An 18,675-nucleotide genomic window follows, 5' to 3' on the forward strand; every position below is an offset into this window, starting at 1 on the left:
TTTACTGAGGACACAGCTTCAAGCAGCATAGCATAGGAATTAAGATAACTGAATAACTGCCAGTATTGAATTTTCAAGGTGCATAGGCTAAATCTATGTGCGAAGTTTGAGTTATTAACAAAAAGAAAGCAGAGGAAATCACAATGTTTAGAATTAATAAAACATTCGGAAAAGCGAATATCTCAAAAACCATTCGGTTTACGGAAGAATTAAACAGCACCCTCACTGTACTTGCCAGAGGGGAGGATATTTCTTTTAATGAGCTGGTGTTGCGCTGTTGTCAATATGCAATAGATCATTATGACGGTGAGGTCGATATTAAAAACATACAGGAAGATTAAAGGAAAGGAGCTCAAATGATAAAAATTGCTATCTGTGATGATAACAATGAAGAGTTGGAACTTTCAAGAAAAATCATTTCGGAAATTATGGATGATCATAAGATTCCTTGTGAGATAGTTGGATTTTGTGAAGGAGAAATGTTGTTACATACAGATTTGGATTTTCATCTTATATTTCTGGATATTATAATGGATGAAAAAAATGGGATAGCGGTAGGAAATGAGATATATAGAAGGAACCGCCAGACCAAAATTATATTTCAGACAAGCTTTAAAGAATATTGCAAAGATGCCATTAATGCGTCCCATGCATTTGCTTTTTTGGAAAAGCCATTGACCAGAGAAGAAGTGAAAGTACAGTTAGAGGCGTTTATAGAGAGTGATATGGATTTGACAAATCCCAGCATGGAGTTTAAAAATGTCATTTGTCTCCATGATGGGGAGGAGGAAATTCAGCCTGTAGTCAGTCTTCCTATACGGGAGATTATTTATTTTTGTTACCTGAAGGCAAGAAAACAGGTAAAGATTGTCACAGAAGATTCCGAATATATCTGCAAAGCTGCAATGGTTACTGTGGAAGAAAAGATGAAGCCTTTTCGATTTGCCACAAGCTGTCGGGGCATCCTTGTGAATTTGGAAAATATAGAAAGGGTTCAAGGTTATGACATTTTTCTGAAAAATGGAGAAAAAGTTACGCTTTCCCAGAAGCGGGCCCATGAGTTTAAAGTAAAATTAGGGGGCTATATACAGAATCCCGGCTATGGGAGGTAAAGATTTGGATAAGATAATTTTAGTTTTCTGTTCGTTAGTGTCCTGCATTATTTCGGTTAATATTTTATTTCAATTTATGAATGAAAGGTATACAAAGGTCTCGGGAAATAAGTGGTTATATAAATTTTTACCTACAGGATGCATACTTTTTATTACAGGAGTAAATGCACTTATGATTCCGCTGCTGAATATGGCTGTGCATGTTCTTCTTTTTGGGATGTTGACTTGTTTCCTGTATTCAGGGGGAAAAGGTATAAATAGAATTGTAGAAGTAGAAGCTTTGTACATAGTGATTGCAATATCTGAATCATTGGGTATGCTTTTATTGGATTTTTTACTTAAGGCAACAGGAAGAATTCCCGATAGCCCGGCGATATTAAAGAGCATGGAAACGGCTTTTTCCAAAATAGCGGTTTTATTTTTATATTATGTTGTTTATAGCAGATTGTGGAAAAAGACCGAGTTACGCACAAAGAAACAGTATTTTCTGTATTTTATAATGTTTTTATATAGCATTGTGAATATATTAATGCTTACAACTATATCTGATAGAGAAAATCTGGTTATCTTGATGGTCTGTGTGGGAAGTATCATTTTTTGTAATATGTATATGTTGTATTTTATCAAATTCTCTGATGAAAGAAATATATATAAACTTAAAGTGGAGATGATGGAGCAGCAGGAAAAACTTCAGTATGGAAATTATAAAATTCAGATGGAAAAATATACGGAAGCGATGAGAATTATACACGATGTGGATAAATATGTAAAACACATGGAAACTTTGTATCGGGAAAGGCTTATGGAAGAAGCAATCGTCTATACAGATCAAATTAGTGACCGGCTAAAAGGCCTTTTACCCACTAAGTTTACAGATAACCCTATATTAAATTGCCTTTTGTCTGAAAAGAAAAAGGAAGCAGAGGTATTGGGAATTCAATTTGAAGTGAAAAATTTTACTGGGGAAGTAAATTTCATGAGAGCTATAGATATTACCACTCTGTTTGGAAATTTAATTGATAACGCTATGACAGCGGCAAAGTGCACAGAAGAAAAGTATGTGGGAGTATCTGTTAATATGCTCAATGAAATGGTTTCTATCCGAGTGGACAATTCCGTAAAACAGGAAATACCTATTAAAAACGGGGAAATATGGAACAAGGGTATAGGTATTTTAAATATAGAGCGATGTGTGGAAACATATACGGGAAGTATAATATACAGTTATAGGAATGGTATACTTTGTTGTGACATAATATTAAACAGACCGGAAAATGAATAAAGTGTATGTAAAGCAGATTCGCCAGGGTCTGCTTTTTAATTGTTTTTTAGTGATTTTTGAGAAACCCCAGTTAAAAAATACTCAAAAATAGACAAAAAACTGTAAGTCGGAACAAAAAATTGTCTCTCGGGACAAATCTATTGAAATTTCTGCAAAAAAATGTATATAATGACAAAAATAAAAAACAAGGAGGATTTTACAACAATGAAAAAACTTTTCGTAAAAATGGGAACTAAATTAGTTAGTGAAAATGCAAAGAGGGAAGCAGACAGCGCATGTCTTTTTTGGGCATACCAGCCAAAGATGCCGGAAGCTGTAAAAAAGATGAAGAGAGAAAAGAAATAAAGTGAAAATCACTTATGATTATCTGGTGGAAAAAGCGGTAAACTGCCTGGTGAAAGAAAATACGGCCAGCCCTGAGGATGTGGAAATATACCGGTTTGGGGTAGAAGTAACATTCTTAAAAATAATGCATCTATTTTCGGATTTCTTAATCGCTGTCTGTATGAAAAAAGTTCCTGAGTTTCTCATAATTTTCGGCATATTCTGTGCGTTCAGGCGAAATACAGGAGGTTATCACGCAAAGACAAGGGTTGGATGCTACGTGTTTTCCTGCCTGGCAGTAGCTGCCGCTTTGGCAGCAACGGAAGCAGAAGTAAGATTGCTGTATATTTGTATGATTTCACTTTGTGAAGCGGTAATCTTAATACTTATTTCTCCGGTAGAAAATGAAAACAGACCCCTGGATGAGGAGGAAATATCCTGTTTTAAAAAGAGATTATATATACTGACAGCCATATATTTTACCGCCCTTATCATCACAATAAAAATGGGATATTTCCAGCTTCTGTGGCTGTTCACCATCGGATTGTCATTAACCACAATCTTGACCTTGCTGGGGAAATTTCAGGAGGAAAGAACCCCCGGGGGAAAATGAAACTGCGGATAGCATACCGCTTGAAAGAAATAAGGGCGTATCTCTTAAAGGGGTGCACCCTTTTTCGTATATTTGCTTTGCAGATACAAAAAAACCTTGGGAAAATGCAAAACTTTTATGTGAGGAAATTTTATGGACGAGAGAATAGATATTTTAAATCGACAGCATTTTGTTCAGGGCGTAGGAAAAGTAATCCATCAGTTGTCTGCCCACAAAAAAGGATGCTGCTTTGCCATTGAAGGAAGTTGGGGAATTGGGAAAACATTTGTGTTAGAGGAAATAGAAGAAAAAATAAAAAGGACAGAAGATAAATATTTTTTATTCCACTATAACTGCTGGCAGTATGATTATTATGAGGAGCCTGCGGTAGCGGTTATATCGGCCATGATAAGCTCATTTGAAAGGGACAGGACAATATTTAATAAAGATTTGGAGGATACGGTAGAAGCGGGGTATCTGTTTGTTGGTAAGAAATTAAAAGAGATAGCGGGGTTATATCTCAAAAATAGAATTGGTGTTGATTTGATTAGCTGGGCAGGGGAAATTGCAAGTATAAAGAAAGGAAATGCGTCTGCAGAGTACAATTTTGACAAAATGTTTAACTTTAGCCAGACAATTGAGATGGTGAGGAAAGATTTGCAGGAAATGGCGGAGCAGAGAACCATTCTGCTTGTTGTAGATGAATTGGATAGATGTATTCCCCAATACGCAATTAAAGTTTTGGAAAGACTGCATCATATTTTTTATGGATTAGACAATTTAATCGTAATTTTAGCGATAGACAGAAGGCAGTTAGAGCATTCCGTAGAGGAAATGTTTGGAATTAACAGCCTGGAAGACAAGAGGATAGATGTTGAAAAATATTTGAAAAAATTTATTGATTTTTCTATGGAGCTGGACGGGGGAGAAATGAGTCCAAATTATTTCCTGAAATATAGGGACTATTTTAATAAGTTTTTTGTGACGGAAGATGACAATTTACAAAGTGTAACGGATTTGCTTTTGCCATTGCTAAAGACTTTAGATATCCGGCAGCAGGAAAAAATGATAGAAAAAATTTCTATGGTACATTCAATCGCATGTGCAGAAAAAATCCATATTTCAGTGCTGGGTTTTGAAATATTGTTTGAGATTTTAGACTTATGGGGGTTTGGGGATAAGAGATATCTGGTGCTGATAAATAACGCACATTATATAAGCTTAGAGCAAAAATTAGGAGATAAGCTGGAGCTTTTAAAGACCATGGAAAAAAAATCATGGGTTTTAAAAAGGGGAATGGGAGATAAAAAAGTAGTAAAGACAAACTTATTAGGCAAAATATTTTGGTATTTTGCTAACATATTTAATATTGAGGAAATACCTTATCAAAGCCTATACGAGTCGGATGAGGAAGTTCAGAAAAATATATTGGCTGCGAAAGGGTTCTGTGAATTTCATAAATATTTGAAATAAGAGAAGGGGAAAAGAATGACAAGTGATGCGGAAAGATTCCTTGCGCGTGTAATTGATAGCGCAGATGGAGACAGTGAAGTGGAACAGGTTATTGATATAAAAGAATTAAAGGAAATTATTAATGTTGAAAAGAGATATTCCAGGCTCTTGGAAGAACTGCATGAAAAGGGATATATAGAAAATTTTCGACAGGTGGAAGATGATACGGTTGCAGTAAAATTATCGAAAAAAGGAAGCGGTTATTTTAAGAGAGAAAGTGTATCAGTTGTAAGTCATAGTGATGGGGGATGGAAAAAACGTAAAAATTTTGACAAGATACATGAACAAGTGATGGATAAATATATTAAGAAAAGAGTGGGAAGCCTTGAGATTGAACCGGCCACATTTGGGGATTATTCCGAGCTATTTCAGTATTTTGTAAAAGTGAAAAATGATGATTCTGAAGAACAGAAAGTCGAAAATTTATTTGAATTTATCGTGGACAAAGTTCATCAGACACAAAATGAAAATTACATAAAAATATTGGGGCCGGACGGGACAGGCAAAAGCACATTTTTGTCTCTGCTGTATTTGTATCTATACGAAAGTTATTGTGAAAACAGGCTGCAGGAATACCCATACTATATTAACTTACATTATTATGACCGAGAGGTAGTTGATGTAAGGTGCCTGGAAGAAATAAACGGCGCCATAGAAAAGAAAATCAGAGAGGACTTAAAAGAATTACTAAAGCTTAGTGAGAGCAATGAAGAGACAAACTTTTTGATTATCATAGATGGAAATGATAAATATAACAGAACACATCTGAGGTCCGGTGTTTTTTTAGAAAAGGTTTTGAAAGGAATCAAGGCGCATAAAAAAATCATATGCCTGGGAGAAAAGACAAATATTCATTTTTATAGAGAGCGGAAACCAAATGCTTATATTGACAGCGAGACAAGCTTTACATTTTATTTTTCACCAATTTACATTAATGAGAGGAAAAAATGGGGAGATATCATTGAGAAGTTCTGCCAAATTTATAATTTCAGAAAACAAATAATAAAAATTAGCGAATGTATTGATAAATTTAATATTAAGGAAATTGACTTTAATTTACTGACGGTTTTTTGTGAAGTATCGAAAAAAAGAAATTTGGCAAACATTTTTTCTATCAGCAATTTGTACAGTGAGTATTGTCTGGACTATTTGGAGCAGGATGAAAAGAGTTTAAAAACAAGTATTTTTTTGGCATATAAATATTTTATGACAGAGGATTTTATTGATCAAAGCATTATCTATTCTAATTGGAGAGAGTGGGAATTAGTGCATCAGCACAAAGCAATGTCCAATTATTTGCTGGCGCTCCATTATTCTGATTTGATTTTTGAGGGAAAGGAAGAGAATTATGCCCAATTTCAATGTGTCTTTACAAATGGTATTAATATTTTTCTGAAATCAATTATAAACGAAGGGCAGGACCGGCAAAAAAGAGCAAAGAAGTTTTGTGAAATTTTATTTGAAAAAGGTGATTTCAGGGCAAAGGCCCAGGCAGCTTATCTTTTGGGCAGATTTATAGATACGGATTTACAGGATGAGGCCAGAGAACTTTTAAAGGAACAATTAGAGATCTGGGAGAGGGAGAGTGCTGTAAAGTGCAAGGAGCAGGTAAAAAGGCAGAGGTATTTTGTAAAACGCTCCATTTTAGTTAGTTTGCTTAATCTTGAAGAGAGTACAGCCGGAGAAACATTGCTGAATGAGTTGTTTGACTATCCATTAATGAATGAGGTAAACAGAGGATTTTATTTGCAATATTATGACGATGTTCCCCAGAGACAGCCTGAGATGGTAAACCTTAAGGATACTGGAAGATATAAAATCACCCATACAGTCAGTGTCTTATTTAATTATGTCAATAATCCGTTTAAGAAGAAACAGACAGATTTGAATTTAACAGGGTCATTTGATTTTCAGATTCACCTCTTTACGTTGTGTTCTCTTATTCAAATCAGATTAAATGACAAACAGTATAATGCGGAAAGGGATGAATTGTGCATGATTCTTTCCAGAGCTATCGAGGAAATGGAAAGCAGTCTGGAAGACAATATGTTAGTTTATATTTCAATGCTTCTTGATGATATTAAGAATAAGGCGAATACGATAGGGCATTTGTATCATGAGTTATATGCATTAAAGGATATCCAGAGAAGTGGATGGGTAGAGAAAATCCAAAAAGGCAGCATACAAGTGGACAGATTTGAAAATGTAGTGGAGCATACATATTATGCATGGCTGTTAGGAATGCTTTACCTGCCGGAGAAAAAGCCGGAGGGTGAAAAATATAACAAGTATGATAAAAAGAAGATTTTGAATTGTCTGCTCATTCACGATTTGGCGGAAACTTATATGGGAGACCATTTACCGGAAAAGACTACGGGATTGATTAAGGCAGAGGAAAAAGATATTATTCAGGCGATTTATCAGTTTTGCGTATATAAACGGGGCGGGGCAATATTTGAAAAATGGAAAGAAGAAGAGTGGAGGAAAGAAAAAAATAAAATTAAAACTGCTCCAGGGAAAAAGATTTTGGAGGAGGTTGTTTTGAAGAACTTTAGAGATATTTTAGAAAAATCTTAGGGCAAATAGACATTTTGCTTTTAAGGGGTAAATGGTAAGGATTAAATAAAATTTTTTAATCTTATACGTTTCCTCTGTGTGTTGTTATGATTTTTCCAAGGAGGATAATATTATGGATAAAGCAGAAAAAGATTTCAACATACAAGTGGGAAAAAGACTTAGGGAATCAAGGGAAAAACTGGGATGTACCCAGGCTGTGTTTGCGGAACTGCTTGGGGTTTCAACGGAACATTACCGAAAGTATGAGTCCGGTGCCACCAGGGTATCTGGTTATAAACAGTTGCTTTTGTATCATAAATATGGAATCAGCCCGTTTTATCTGGTTACAGGAACTTATATGCACAATACCATGGATGTTTCCGACTATCTGGCAAATTGTAGTAAAGAGCAGCAGGTGTTCTTTATGGAGCAGTCCTTTGCTTATATTTTAAAACGGTTGAAAACATAAAAGTTTTATTGTAATATGCCGCAGCCACAAGGAGGCATTGAAAATATGAAGAAAAGAAATTGGAATGAGAAAAGAAAATTTTGTATTTTAGACAGTAGTAAAGGCATGGAAGAAGAGAGTATATGGAGGAAAAAAGGCTTCTGTTTTTGGAATAGGGCTTCAGTCCGTGTTCCAGATAACAGACTGTCTGGAATTTTGTACAAGGCAGCACAATGAACCGGAATTTAACCAGGAAGAAGAAATGGATATGATATTTGTAGAGACTTGCCAGGCCTGTGAGGAAATTATCAAAGATATTCCCTTTGACTATTTTAATGTGCTTTTTGAACCCAAAATAATTGATGAAAATGGAGAAGTGCAGGGAGAAAAAGAGAGTTGTCGCTTCCCCAGACCGTCTTTGGGCAGGGCTGCTGAATCTGGAAGTGTTGATATTAGATGACAAGCTCACCCACTACATGAATATTGACAGGGACCGTCTGCGGGAAGGGGCAGTCAGTGAGAAAGAACTACTGGAAGCCCGCACGGAAATGCTAAAACGGTGGTTTATTTATTTTTGTAATGAAGAGGAAAATAAAACGCAAAAATATCGGTTGAAAAAAGGAAAAACAGCAGGGAAGAAAGAAATAGAGCAGGAATACAGAAGTTTTATAGATAAACTTTTTTCAGTACTCTTTGAAAACAGGGAATATGTGCTGGAAACATTTAAAGAAGGATAAAAATAATAAAAAAACAATGAAGATAATTGACAAATCCATTCTTTTCTTATAAGATATAGTTCACATTGTAAACTATATCTTTTTTGAATACAAAGGTTTAAATGTCATTTGCTGTAAATGTTATGAAAGAGGTTTATATGATGGAAGATTATAATTGGGTAGATATGATGGAAAAAATGCAGGAGATTCGTCTCTTTTCAAGTCTTCATATCAGGGGGAAAAGAAAAGGTGCTACATCTCCCCAGGAGTTGGATATTTTGTCCCGTATAGTATTGTCGGATACGCCCCTGACACCTCTGGATTTATCGGCACTTACAGGGCTTAGTAAATCCGCTGTAAGCCGTTTGATTGAGAGCCTGGAAAAGAAGGATTTTCTTGTGAAAAGATATAGTGAAAAGGATAAGCGAAGTTATGCCCTGCATATGACAGAAAAGGGAAGCCTGGAATTAAAACAGACTTATCACCATTATCTGGAACCTATTTACCGACTTCGGAGAACAATTGGGGAAGAGCACTTTCAAATTTTGCTAAGGGAAATTAAAGAAGCAAATCATATGTTAAAAAATAAGGAGGTAACAAAATGACTTTTTACGAGGAACTTCAACTGAACCAGGCAGGTTCAAAATCTTACATTTCAAGCTTTAAAAATTCAAGGGATAAGTGGAAACACACAGGGATTTATCTGTTTAAAATACTGTTAAATATTGCATTTTGTACAGCATTTATCGCTGTGTACAGCATGTTGTTCGGAGCGGAAAACAGCGTTGCCGGACTTGCAGTTCTTCTTTGCGTAATGGTATTCCGAAGCGCTGACCTTGGGATACGAGCATCCCACGGCACATGTAATATTTTAATCGTGTTTGCATTGTTGGCTGCAGGCCCCAAACTTTCCAATATGCTTCCGGCAGGGTGGGCATTTTGTATCAATGCCATTTTTATTATGCTTTTCATGGTCCTTGGGTGCCATAACGTAATTATGTTTAACCATTCCACCTTAGTGCTTGCATACCTTCTGCTCCAGGGATATGACGTTACCGGTGAAGCTTTTGAAAGGCGCCTGGCAGGTCTTTTTGCAGGAGCTGTTATGACTGCGGCGGTTTATTACCGAAACCACAGGAAAAAAGTCTATAAACGCACATTTAAAAGTATCTTTCAGGAGTTTGATTTATCTTCTGCCCGTACCCAGTGGCAGCTGCGGTTTACCCTTACTATCTCCAGCGCATTGTTTTTGGCGTCCCTTTTGCACTTGCCCAAAACTATGTGGATAGGCATTGCTGCCATGTCCGTGTGTGTTCCTTTTAGGAAGGATATGGCAGAGCGTACAAAATACCGAGCTCCTGGAAATATTCTTGGAAGTATTTTATTTCTGGCAGCCTACTTCCTTTTGCCGGAAAGCGCTCTCTCCTATATGGGAATTATGGGGGGGATCGGAACAGGGTTATCTGCAAGCTACGGCTGGCAGACGGCTTTCAATGCCTTTAGTTCCCTAGCCCTTGCAGTACCTGTGTTTGGCCTGCCTTTTGCCGTTTTCCTCAGGATTTTTCATAATCTCTTTGGCTCTCTTTATGCATGGCTGTTTGAGCGTCTATTTCAGCCGGCTTTGTCAGCTTTGATTTCTGTAATGGATGCTGTAAGTAACAAGCTGCAGACAACGTAAAGGGGCAGCAAGACGATAGAAGATCTTCAAAGTGTACTATGTGGTAAAGTGTCTAATTTTGTCATTCAAGCCCCTATTTTTGTCGAATAAAAATTTTATGACCTATGATATGGTAAAATCAAAATTATTTTCTAAAAACTGTAAGTCGGGACCCCAAATTGTCTCTCGGGACGATTCTGTTTAATATTTGGGAATAAGTGCTTATAATGTAAAAAAATGAAAGGCATTATGGATTTGCCTGGGGAGAAATGTGACAATTCTAATAAGAAAGATTATGCTGCCGCTTGTGCAGACACTGGTATTTTAAAATGCGAAGATTCTAATTTGCAGGCGGTTGCGGAAGGTGAGACCATTCTGCATATTGAGACCTGGAATGGGGTGAAAAAAGATGTATCCGTGAAAATTGATATGATACCTGTGGAAGATGGCAAGTTTGTGATAAACGGGACTGGGGAGGTCACGATTATCTGTAAGGCTTGGGGCGGAGTTGAGAAAAGCGTTTCGCTTCAGGTTGTGGATAAAAGTCAGGGTTATTTGACTGGTTTGCTGGTAGTTGGGGCAGTTGGCGGGGGAAGTTTGCTGGTTGTTCGGAAGAGAAGGAAGAAGAGGAGAGGGTAGAAAAATGAAGGGGATTAGGGGAAGTTGTGGAGGATAATTCAAAGTTATCTAACAGATTGTAAATATTAAATTATGTAGTGAAAATATATTGTATGCTTTGCAATACGCTTGTACTTATGGCAATGTTAAAGGGGCTATAAAAATTCTGCTTTCTGATATTAAGTTTGATGCTACCAGATTTGTAATAGGAGAATTTCATGAATACTACAGAATTATTTGATTTTTATTTTGTCAACCGTGAAAATGAACGGAATGCTCTAAAAAATTTTATGTCAGATGCGAATAATGTTTTTTTATGGATAGTTGATATTATTTTGGAATTTACTGTAGAATTACAAAAACATTGTGATGAAGATTTTTTGTCATGGGTTAAACCAGATAGGGATAAAAATAGATATGTATCGGCAGGAGCATAGATTTTCTCCTGCAACGCCTGTATTTAGGCGGTTTGACGTTTGGTACGCTGCATATATTCCCGTTCCAATTCCCGCATTTCCTCATCCGTGGGGATGTCCACAATCCCGACATAGGAATAGTAGATGTCGATTTCCTGCTTTAGCTGTTCCTGCTTGGCTTCATATCCGTCTGACAGCTTGTAAAAGCGTTCGTCATTCAGCTTTCCGTTGACATTATCCTCATAGATTTTACGGAACAGACGGTCAAGCTCCTTTATCCGCTTTTCGTCCTTTTCTATCTGTTTCTGCTTTGCGGATAACTCGTATGGCAGTTTTCCGGGTGGAACGGAACAAGGGCTATACCGTTATGAGCAACCACCATCTACGCAACAAGGAGCTATCCCTAAAGGCAAAGGGGCTTTTATCATTGAAACGGTATGCACCGCAAGGAAGCGGGTGCGGATTGCGGGGGACGACTACCCGGCAGAGCTTGTGAAATCAAAGTTTATGAAACTGGACGGCGAGCATATCCGCTTTGTGCTTGATTGTATGCGGGAGAACACCACCAAAATCTGCAACATCAAGCAATATCTGAAAGCAGCCCTTTTCAATACCCCGTCCACTATCGGCAGCTACTACACTTCCCTTGTCGCCCATGACATGAAGCAGGTCATGGCTAATTAGAGGTAATCAAAAGAGGAAAGGAAAAGCACAATCCAGACGGAACTGGCGATACCGTCAAGAAATATTTGTGAGTTAGCAAGAATCCTGATATAATGGGTGTAAACGCCCATCCGGGGCAGAAAGGCAGGGAGAAAAATGCACGTCAGTTACAAACCGCTCTGGCACACACTGATAGAGCGAAACATGGGGAAAGAGGATTTAAGGCTTGCCGCTGGCCTGACCACAAATATGATAGCCAACATGGGAAAAGAAGGGAAACATATTAGCATGGACACACCTGCCCGCATTTGTGAAACACTGGATTGCGGCATTATGGACGTGATTGAGCTGGCCAGTGACGAGCCTTCCACCATAGGAGGGAACGACAATGGAAAAACTGAAAGAAAGAATCACAGAGAACGGCATTGATTATATTCTGGTAGGCGACTACTACATCCCGGACTTGAAGTTGCCGGAAGTGAATTGTTGGTAAAGTGGGTTTTGCAACAAACAAGAGGAAAAAGCTGGTGTGCAGGTGGTTCTTATAAAATGAATGTGGTACAATTTTATAAAAAATGAGGTAAAGATGGAAAAACTGGTTTATATCACAGAGGAAGAACGGGCAAAGTGCCAAAAGGTGGCTGATGCGTTTGCAGAGCTGTACAAAATGGAGAATATTGTGGTGCTTGATGCGGGTAGATACGGTTTTGTTGAACTGAAATATTACAAGCCGCCACATGGCTTTGAGGATGCAATAACCTTTACGGACAGCGTGGCATTATTTGAAGACTTGTGGGAGGAATGGCTGAATACAAAGCTGTATTTACTGGCAAAAGGTACTCCACTGTTGGAGAAAGGCTACAAAGGTATATTTGAAAGCCTGTCAAAAGAAAAACAGTCGGAACTTATCGTAAGAAAAGCTAATTTTTCTAAAGCGGCAGAGATATATCTGTAATATTGTTTCGGTGAAAAATGGAACAGTAGTTAGTGAACAATCAAAGCGTAGAAAGGCTCTGTATAATGCAGGGCTTTTCTTATTTGCGTTTTTAGATAAAAAGATAGAATGAATGAGCTAGATTCCGCCGTAGTCGGCATTGTGGAAAAATTTAAACTTTTGAATTTTCCCATGATGCTGGTTTTAAAAGCTTGAAATTATTCGGTTGGACGCATATAATTATAGACGATTAGAGTTTGAGAAAGGATGAATGAGAATGTTAGAGTTTATTTCTGCCCCAGAAGCGGCAAAGAAATGGGGCATTTCGGAAAGACGAGTACAGAAACTATGCGAAGAAAACCGCATTCCCGGTGTGGCAAAGTTCAGCCGTATGTGGCTAATACCAAAAGATGCTGAAAAGCCTGCTGATGGTCGATTAAGAAATAAGAAAGGCAGTAAATTGCAGGAGGAAAACATTTCATGAATGAATATAGGATAATGATTGTTGATGATGAGCCAGATATTTTAAATTTACTTGAAAAAGCACTTAACATAGAGGGATTCTATCATATCATCAAAATTGATAATGGGATTACCGCTGTAAACATCTGCGAACAGAACCAGCCGGATATTATTATTTTAGATATTATGCTTCCGGGAATTGACGGGTATGAAGTGTGTAAGCGGATCAGACAGTTTTCCCATTGTCCTATTCTGTTCCTATCGTCAAAAAATGATGAATTGGATAAACTGCTTGGCTTGGCAGTAGGCGGTGACGATTATGTAACAAAACCTTTTAGTCCCAAAGAAGTAGCATACAGGGTAAAGGCACAGTTGCGGCGAGCAGAATATAAGAATACTCCAATGAAAAATCAGTCTATGAAAATAGGACAGTTGATGATTGATACGCAAGGCTGCCGGGTGACGAAAGGCGAAAAAGAAATTGAATTGACTGCCCGTGAGTTTGAAATTTTGAATTATATGGCAGAAAATATAGGACGTGTTATCAGTAGGGAACGTCTGTATGAAACTATTTGGGGTGAAGACAGTTTTGGATGTGACAATACAATCATGGTGCATATCCGGCACCTGCGTGAAAAGATAGAGGATAATCCCGCTATCCCCAAATATATCATAACAATGAAAGGTTTAGGCTATAAACTGGTGAACCCTTATGAAAAGTAAACAGAAATTCAATCCGTTCTTATGTTCATTTGCTGTCTTTTCCATTTTTGTTCTGATGATGGCATCTATTACAATCGGTTTGTTTTATTATATATTTTCCATTCCGGAGCCGGAGGGGCTAAGTATCGCTTCATGGGCGCAGATGTTTACAGATAATTTTTCTGTTTGGATGGATTACGAAGATGAAAACTTGGAAGTAGAAAAAATAGGGCTTGACCGTTTGGATGAATATGGATTATGGATTCAGGTAATTGATGAATCCGGGCAGGAGATTTTTTCTTATAACAAGCCGGAAAGTTATCCCACAAGCTATCCCGCTTCTACGCTGCTTGCTTTTGGTACAAGTGCTTATGAGAATGAAAATACTGTTTTTGTAAGCTGTTTAGAAGATTCAACAGAAACTTGCAGCTATATCATAGGTTTTCCCTATGCAATAGGAAAATATATGCTGTATTATAATGGTGAAAGATTTACCCGGTTACTGCCTGTTGTGAAAAAAATCGTTCTTTCAGCCTTATTCATCTTTGCCGTATTGGTTTTCGGATATGTTTGTTGGATTTCAAGAAAATTATCAAACATAACAGGGGGTATCCGAAACGTATCACAACGTGTCTACATTCCATTAAAAGAAAAGGGCATGTTTCGTAGCATTTACGCAGCACTGAATAAAATGGATATGGAAATCAGACAAAGCGACAAGATAAAAGAAGAAACGGAGAACACACGCACAGAATGGATTGCAAATATTACCCATGATTTGAAAACACCACTTTCCCCGGTAAAAGGTTATGCGGAACTGCTTGCTGATAACCAAATAGCCGGAGTGGAAACAGCACAGGAATATGGGAAGATAATTTTAAAGAATGTTTCCCATGTGGAAAAATTGTTAAATGATTTGAAACTGACATACCAGATTGATTCCGGCGTAGTGCCCTATCATCCGCAGGAGGTACTTATCACAAGGTATGTCAAAGAAGTGGTAATTGATATTATAAATGACCCTGCATTTTCTAAGCGCATTATAGAGTTTGAGAGTGACGGACAAGAACATATCGTTTTCCTTGACCCTGATTTGCTCCGGCGTGCAATTCAAAATATTATCATTAACGCTCTGATACACAATCCGCCCGACACAAAGATAAAAATATCTATTGGTAAAAGTGCGGCAAGGGTTGTTTTCATTTCCATTTGTGATAATGGGAGTGGGATGGATGAAGCAGAGCAAGCCAAATTATTCAACCGATATTACAGAGGAACAAATACCAGAGAGAAGCCGGAGGGAAGTGGTCTTGGGCTTGCTATTGCAAAACAGATTGTAGTGCTTCATGGTGGAAATATCAGCGTCAAGAGCAGTCCAGACATCGGAACAGAATTTATCATTACTCTTGATTCCCAAACTTAAGGTCAACTTAAGATACAGAAAAGCCACACCTAAGATAGATGGTTTATGCTTTACAGCATAGACCATTTATTTTTTGAGTCTAAATAAAATGATTAGGAGGGTTCCTATGGAACTGCAATTACAACACTTATGCAAGCAGTATGGGGAGAAACGTGCTGTTAATGATGTGACTGCTACCCTCTCTCCGGGGGTGTATGGCTTATTAGGGGCGAACGGGGCAGGCAAGTCAACTTTAATGCGGGTGATTTGCGGCGTTCTAAAGCCGACTTCCGGCTGTATCCGGTTGAATGGAAAAACGATAGAGGATTTGGGAGAACGCTATTACGCCCAGTTGGGTTATATGCCGCAGGATTTTGGCTTTTACCCTGACTTTACCGCAAGGGAGTTTATGCGGTACATGGCGGCGGTAAAAGGAATTGATAAAAGGAAAGTAAAATCCCGCACAGAGGAACTTTTACACATGGTAAACCTGACAGAAGCAGCGGATAAAAAAGTCAAGTCATATTCCGGCGGTATGAAGCAGCGTTTAGGAATTGCACAGGCTGAACTAAATAACCCGTCTATCCTGATATTAGATGAACCTACCGCAGGACTTGATCCAAAAGAACGGGTACGTTTCCGTAACCTTATTTCAGATTTTGCGAAAGAGAAAATAGTCATTTTGTCTACACATATCGTTTCGGACGTTTCCTACATTGCGGATACTATTCTGATGATGAAACAGGGACAGTTTTTGCTGCAGGAGCCTATGGATACGGTAACAGACAGTATTCGTGGGAAAGTTTGGGAGTTTTTAGCCGATAATCGAAAAGCAGCAGAATACAGCAGAACATTTTCTGTTGTTAATCTGCACCACGAAAACAATATGGTGCGTTTGCGGATTGTTGCTGAAGCTGCACCCACGGCAGACGCATATACTGTTGAACCAAGTTTGGAGGATTTGTTTTTGTATCATTTTGGCGAAGATACACAGTTTGAAAGGGGCGAAGAAGATGAAAACATTGATTAAGTATGAGTTTTTAAAAATCTTGCGTAAAAAATCAACGCTTATTGTAATGGCGGTAAGCCTTTTGTTGACAGCATTTCTTTTTGGTCTGCCAATCTTGCAATATCAAACATATAATCAGGAGGGGGTTATAAAAGGAAGTGAGGGTATTGCTTATGCTAAAGGGCAATATTCAGATTTGGCAGTACCTTTGACAGAAGAATATATTGCAGAAATGATTCGTGAATACCAAAATCTTTTTGAGAATCCGGATAATGTAGGATACAACGGGAATGAAAAGTTTTTAATCGGTGATGCCTATTGGGAATTTGTTGCCCCGCGTGAGAAGCTCTTGAATGCAATAGCCGCAAATTATGATGCGCCGGGTGAAAACACGGGTTTGGAAAAATTGCCGGATTTGGATATGACAAACGCAGCAGGTTTTTATCAGACAAGGGAAGAAAAAATTGAAGCATTGTTAAATATGCCGTCCCGTAAATTATCTGATGCCCAAAAGATATATTGGAGCAATATGAACAGTAAAGTAGATACACCCTTACAATATGGCTATTACGGAGGATGGGAAATCATTATTAGCAGCTTTGAACTTTTCATGTTTGCGTTGCTTTGTGTCTGTATTGTGATTGCTCCTGTTTTTTCCGGGGAGTACCAGACGGGGACAGATGCAGTTATTTTGGCGGGCAAATATGGAAAAACAAAACTGATAACAGCAAAAATCATATCCTCATTCCTTTTTGGTCTGATTGCGTTTACGCTTCATGTCTTAATTGCCTGTGGATTGCCGCTTGCAGCCTTTGGCATGGATGGGTGGAATCTTCCCTTGCAGATTGCAGGGACGACAATACCTTATCCGTTTACATTTATGCAGGCTGTTCTTATCAATTTGGGAGTAATCTACCTGATTTTGTTTGCAATGATCGGGCTGACACTGGTTCTCTCTGCAAATATGAAAAGTCCATATGTAGTATTGATTGTGCTTGTACCTGTACTTTTTATCCCCATGTTCTTAACGCCCAATGGAACAACCGGATTATATAACTTAATATTGTTCTTACTGCCATATCGTGCAACTATGCCCGAAATCAGTAAATATATTTCCTATCAATTTGGCGGTTTCGTTATGGATGCACTTGCCGTAAGAGCAATCGTGTACACGATATTAACGGCGGTGTTCATACCGCTTTCCAGACTTGGTTTCAAAAAACATCAAGTTTCAGCGTAAAGGAGGTTAAGGATGAAAAAGAAAAAACTGATGATTGCAGTTATGGCTATTTTAGTCATAGTTGTTGCTGTTTTGGTGGTTGTTACCCAATCGCCAAAATGGTCAAAAAAATCTTTTGAAGCTGTCATTCAAGAAACCATTATACAGCCGGATGGAGAAATTCGTTTAATCGTTGAACGTACAACAGAAATCTATTCGAATCCCCTCAATTCTCTTCATATAAGCGAAGAAACAGAGTTAGTTGGGATGGACGGAAAAGAGATAGAAATTGAAGATTTACAGCCGGGAAATACCGTTGAAGTTATTTTGAAAGATTCCTTTGTTGAAGAAACACCTTTTTACTATCCAACAGTTTATAAAATCAAGGTAATTAACAATTGATATTTTGAAGAATGTTTGCCGCACGACATCATCGCCACATGGCGGTAAAAGAAAAAGCTGTTGCAGAGTAGAGTTGCTTGTGGATGCCTATGGAACGGTGGCTTTGTGAAAATCAAAGCTGCCGTTTTTTGAACTAATTTGTAAATTTCTTTTTGATAAATTTAGTGAAAAACGAGTTGTTATAGGAGATAAATCATGCGAAAAAGAAAACTTAAAATATTGATGCAAAGAATTAAAAGAAACAAAAGAATCATTGATAACTTTACACATCAAGGTGTATCGCAAGGAAGAATGAAACTTACCTGCGGTACACCTTTTTTAATGGTGCAAAATTTGTCTGATTTTGGGTTCTGTTGCGGTTTTGCTTTTGCAGATTTGTGGGAGAAATTTAACGGGAATGTTTTGTTTTCGGAAGGAATTTGGAAATAATTTACTGTTTCATGGTGGGTTGCCTTGCAAGCATGGCTTTCTGTGTATCCCATACCTGTTTCATCAGTTTTTTCACTTCCTCAACATCGGCTTTATATACGTTGCCCGTTGCGTTCATGCGCTTTGCTATCTGGTTCAGATTGCCGCTGATTTTTCCAAGCGTGTAGTTGTAATCCCGCAGGTCTGAATAGTCAATGTCTGTTTCACACACTTAAAGATA

24 protein-coding genes and 3 pseudogenes are annotated in these 18,675 nt (G+C 37.9%); 26 read left to right on the forward strand and 1 reads right to left on the reverse strand.

Annotated elements, in window-relative coordinates:
* The first annotated feature begins 143 nt into the window (after positions 1–143).
* The 26 genes and pseudogenes from D7Y06_RS18025 to D7Y06_RS18150 all read left to right on the forward strand — a co-directional run bounded on the left by D7Y06_RS18025 (position 144) and on the right by D7Y06_RS18150 (position 18,455).
* Positions 144–341 (forward strand): hypothetical protein, encoded by a 198-nt coding sequence (locus D7Y06_RS18025; protein ID WP_120409123.1) that lies wholly within the window; start codon positions 144–146, stop codon positions 339–341.
* A gap of 15 nt (positions 342–356) precedes the next feature.
* Positions 357–1,112 (forward strand): LytR/AlgR family response regulator transcription factor, encoded by a 756-nt coding sequence (locus D7Y06_RS18030; RefSeq protein WP_120409124.1) that lies wholly within the window; start codon positions 357–359, stop codon positions 1,110–1,112.
* Positions 1,113–1,641: 529 nt separating this feature from the next.
* Positions 1,642–2,394 carry a GHKL domain-containing protein gene (locus D7Y06_RS26070; RefSeq protein WP_158591413.1) on the forward strand — a complete coding sequence of 251 codons (753 nt, stop codon included), beginning with the start codon at positions 1,642–1,644 and terminating at the stop codon, positions 2,392–2,394.
* A gap of 168 nt (positions 2,395–2,562) precedes the next feature.
* Complete coding sequence (locus D7Y06_RS18040) at positions 2,563–2,739, forward strand: cyclic lactone autoinducer peptide (RefSeq protein ID WP_243119383.1); 177 nt, start codon at positions 2,563–2,565, stop codon at positions 2,737–2,739.
* Position 2,740: 1 nt separating this feature from the next.
* Complete coding sequence (locus D7Y06_RS18045; protein ID WP_120409127.1) at positions 2,741–3,331, forward strand: accessory gene regulator ArgB-like protein; 591 nt, start codon at positions 2,741–2,743, stop codon at positions 3,329–3,331.
* Positions 3,332–3,463: 132 nt separating this feature from the next.
* Positions 3,464–4,783 carry a KAP family P-loop NTPase fold protein gene (locus tag D7Y06_RS18050; RefSeq protein WP_120409128.1) on the forward strand — a complete coding sequence of 440 codons (1,320 nt, stop codon included), beginning with the start codon at positions 3,464–3,466 and terminating at the stop codon, positions 4,781–4,783.
* 15 nt (positions 4,784–4,798) lie between these two features.
* On the forward strand, positions 4,799–7,399 hold the full coding sequence (locus tag D7Y06_RS18055; RefSeq protein ID WP_120409129.1) for an HD domain-containing protein: 2,601 nt from the start codon (positions 4,799–4,801) through the stop codon (positions 7,397–7,399).
* 112 nt (positions 7,400–7,511) lie between these two features.
* Positions 7,512–7,847 (forward strand): helix-turn-helix domain-containing protein, encoded by a 336-nt coding sequence (locus D7Y06_RS18060; protein ID WP_120409130.1) that lies wholly within the window; start codon positions 7,512–7,514, stop codon positions 7,845–7,847.
* A 166-nt stretch (positions 7,848–8,013) separates the two neighbouring features.
* Complete coding sequence (locus D7Y06_RS18065) at positions 8,014–8,286, forward strand: hypothetical protein (RefSeq protein WP_147415709.1); 273 nt, start codon at positions 8,014–8,016, stop codon at positions 8,284–8,286.
* The gene (locus tag D7Y06_RS18070; RefSeq protein WP_158591414.1) at positions 8,273–8,563 is read left to right on the forward strand and encodes a hypothetical protein; all 291 of its coding nucleotides are present in this window, start codon (positions 8,273–8,275) and stop codon (positions 8,561–8,563) included. Before D7Y06_RS18065 ends, D7Y06_RS18070 begins: the two co-directional genes overlap by 14 nt.
* A 137-nt stretch (positions 8,564–8,700) precedes the next feature.
* Positions 8,701–9,147, forward strand: coding sequence for a MarR family winged helix-turn-helix transcriptional regulator (locus tag D7Y06_RS18075; protein WP_243119384.1), 447 nt, complete (start codon positions 8,701–8,703; stop codon positions 9,145–9,147).
* On the forward strand, positions 9,144–10,220 hold the full coding sequence (locus D7Y06_RS18080; RefSeq protein ID WP_120409133.1) for an FUSC family protein: 1,077 nt from the start codon (positions 9,144–9,146) through the stop codon (positions 10,218–10,220). The genes D7Y06_RS18075 and D7Y06_RS18080 overlap by 4 nt, the downstream gene beginning before the upstream one ends.
* A 228-nt stretch (positions 10,221–10,448) precedes the next feature.
* Positions 10,449–10,838 carry a hypothetical protein gene (locus tag D7Y06_RS18085; protein ID WP_158591415.1) on the forward strand — a complete coding sequence of 130 codons (390 nt, stop codon included), beginning with the start codon at positions 10,449–10,451 and terminating at the stop codon, positions 10,836–10,838.
* 197 nt (positions 10,839–11,035) lie between these two features.
* Positions 11,036–11,254, forward strand: coding sequence for a hypothetical protein (locus tag D7Y06_RS18090; protein WP_120409135.1), 219 nt, complete (start codon positions 11,036–11,038; stop codon positions 11,252–11,254).
* Between the two features lie 304 nt (positions 11,255–11,558).
* Positions 11,559–11,729: a hypothetical protein gene (locus tag D7Y06_RS27265; RefSeq protein ID WP_243119385.1), complete on the forward strand. Its 171-nt coding sequence runs from the start codon at positions 11,559–11,561 to the stop codon at positions 11,727–11,729.
* Positions 11,657–11,917, forward strand: a pseudogene (locus D7Y06_RS18100) (DUF6017 domain-containing protein); the annotation flags it as partial. The gene D7Y06_RS27265 and the pseudogene D7Y06_RS18100, both read left to right, overlap by 73 nt.
* A gap of 135 nt (positions 11,918–12,052) precedes the next feature.
* A complete protein-coding gene (locus tag D7Y06_RS18105; RefSeq protein ID WP_120409137.1) occupies positions 12,053–12,325 on the forward strand; it encodes a helix-turn-helix domain-containing protein in 273 nt (90 codons plus the stop codon).
* Positions 12,285–12,374: pseudogene (locus D7Y06_RS18110) on the forward strand (TnpV protein); the annotation flags it as partial. The gene D7Y06_RS18105 and the pseudogene D7Y06_RS18110, both read left to right, overlap by 41 nt.
* A 108-nt stretch (positions 12,375–12,482) precedes the next feature.
* The gene (locus D7Y06_RS18115) at positions 12,483–12,851 is read left to right on the forward strand and encodes a hypothetical protein (protein WP_120409149.1); all 369 of its coding nucleotides are present in this window, start codon (positions 12,483–12,485) and stop codon (positions 12,849–12,851) included.
* Between the two features lie 256 nt (positions 12,852–13,107).
* Positions 13,108–13,314 carry a helix-turn-helix domain-containing protein gene (locus D7Y06_RS18120; RefSeq protein WP_016287156.1) on the forward strand — a complete coding sequence of 69 codons (207 nt, stop codon included), beginning with the start codon at positions 13,108–13,110 and terminating at the stop codon, positions 13,312–13,314.
* The gene (locus D7Y06_RS18125; RefSeq protein WP_120409138.1) at positions 13,311–14,015 is read left to right on the forward strand and encodes a response regulator transcription factor; all 705 of its coding nucleotides are present in this window, start codon (positions 13,311–13,313) and stop codon (positions 14,013–14,015) included. Before D7Y06_RS18120 ends, D7Y06_RS18125 begins: the two co-directional genes overlap by 4 nt.
* A complete protein-coding gene (locus D7Y06_RS18130; RefSeq protein WP_120409139.1) occupies positions 14,005–15,417 on the forward strand; it encodes a sensor histidine kinase in 1,413 nt (470 codons plus the stop codon). Before D7Y06_RS18125 ends, D7Y06_RS18130 begins: the two co-directional genes overlap by 11 nt.
* 106 nt (positions 15,418–15,523) lie before the next feature.
* Positions 15,524–16,426 (forward strand): ABC transporter ATP-binding protein, encoded by a 903-nt coding sequence (locus D7Y06_RS18135; protein ID WP_120409140.1) that lies wholly within the window; start codon positions 15,524–15,526, stop codon positions 16,424–16,426.
* Positions 16,410–17,645, forward strand: a complete 1,236-nt coding sequence (locus tag D7Y06_RS18140; protein WP_120409141.1) for an ABC transporter permease subunit — start codon at positions 16,410–16,412, stop codon at positions 17,643–17,645. Before D7Y06_RS18135 ends, D7Y06_RS18140 begins: the two co-directional genes overlap by 17 nt.
* Positions 17,646–17,657: 12 nt before the next feature.
* A complete protein-coding gene (locus D7Y06_RS18145) occupies positions 17,658–18,026 on the forward strand; it encodes a hypothetical protein (protein WP_016287151.1) in 369 nt (122 codons plus the stop codon).
* 195 nt (positions 18,027–18,221) lie between these two features.
* Positions 18,222–18,455, forward strand: a complete 234-nt coding sequence (locus tag D7Y06_RS18150) for a hypothetical protein (protein WP_120409142.1) — start codon at positions 18,222–18,224, stop codon at positions 18,453–18,455.
* Position 18,456: 1 nt separating this feature from the next.
* On the opposite strand, the pseudogene mobC reads toward D7Y06_RS18150, so the two are convergent.
* Positions 18,457–18,654: pseudogene (gene mobC / locus D7Y06_RS18155) on the reverse strand (plasmid mobilization relaxosome protein MobC); the annotation flags it as partial.
* Between the last annotated feature and the right edge of the window lie 21 nt (positions 18,655–18,675).

It is taken from the genome of Roseburia sp. 1XD42-69, assembly GCF_003612565.1.
GTDB lineage: Bacteria > Bacillota > Clostridia > Lachnospirales > Lachnospiraceae > Roseburia_B.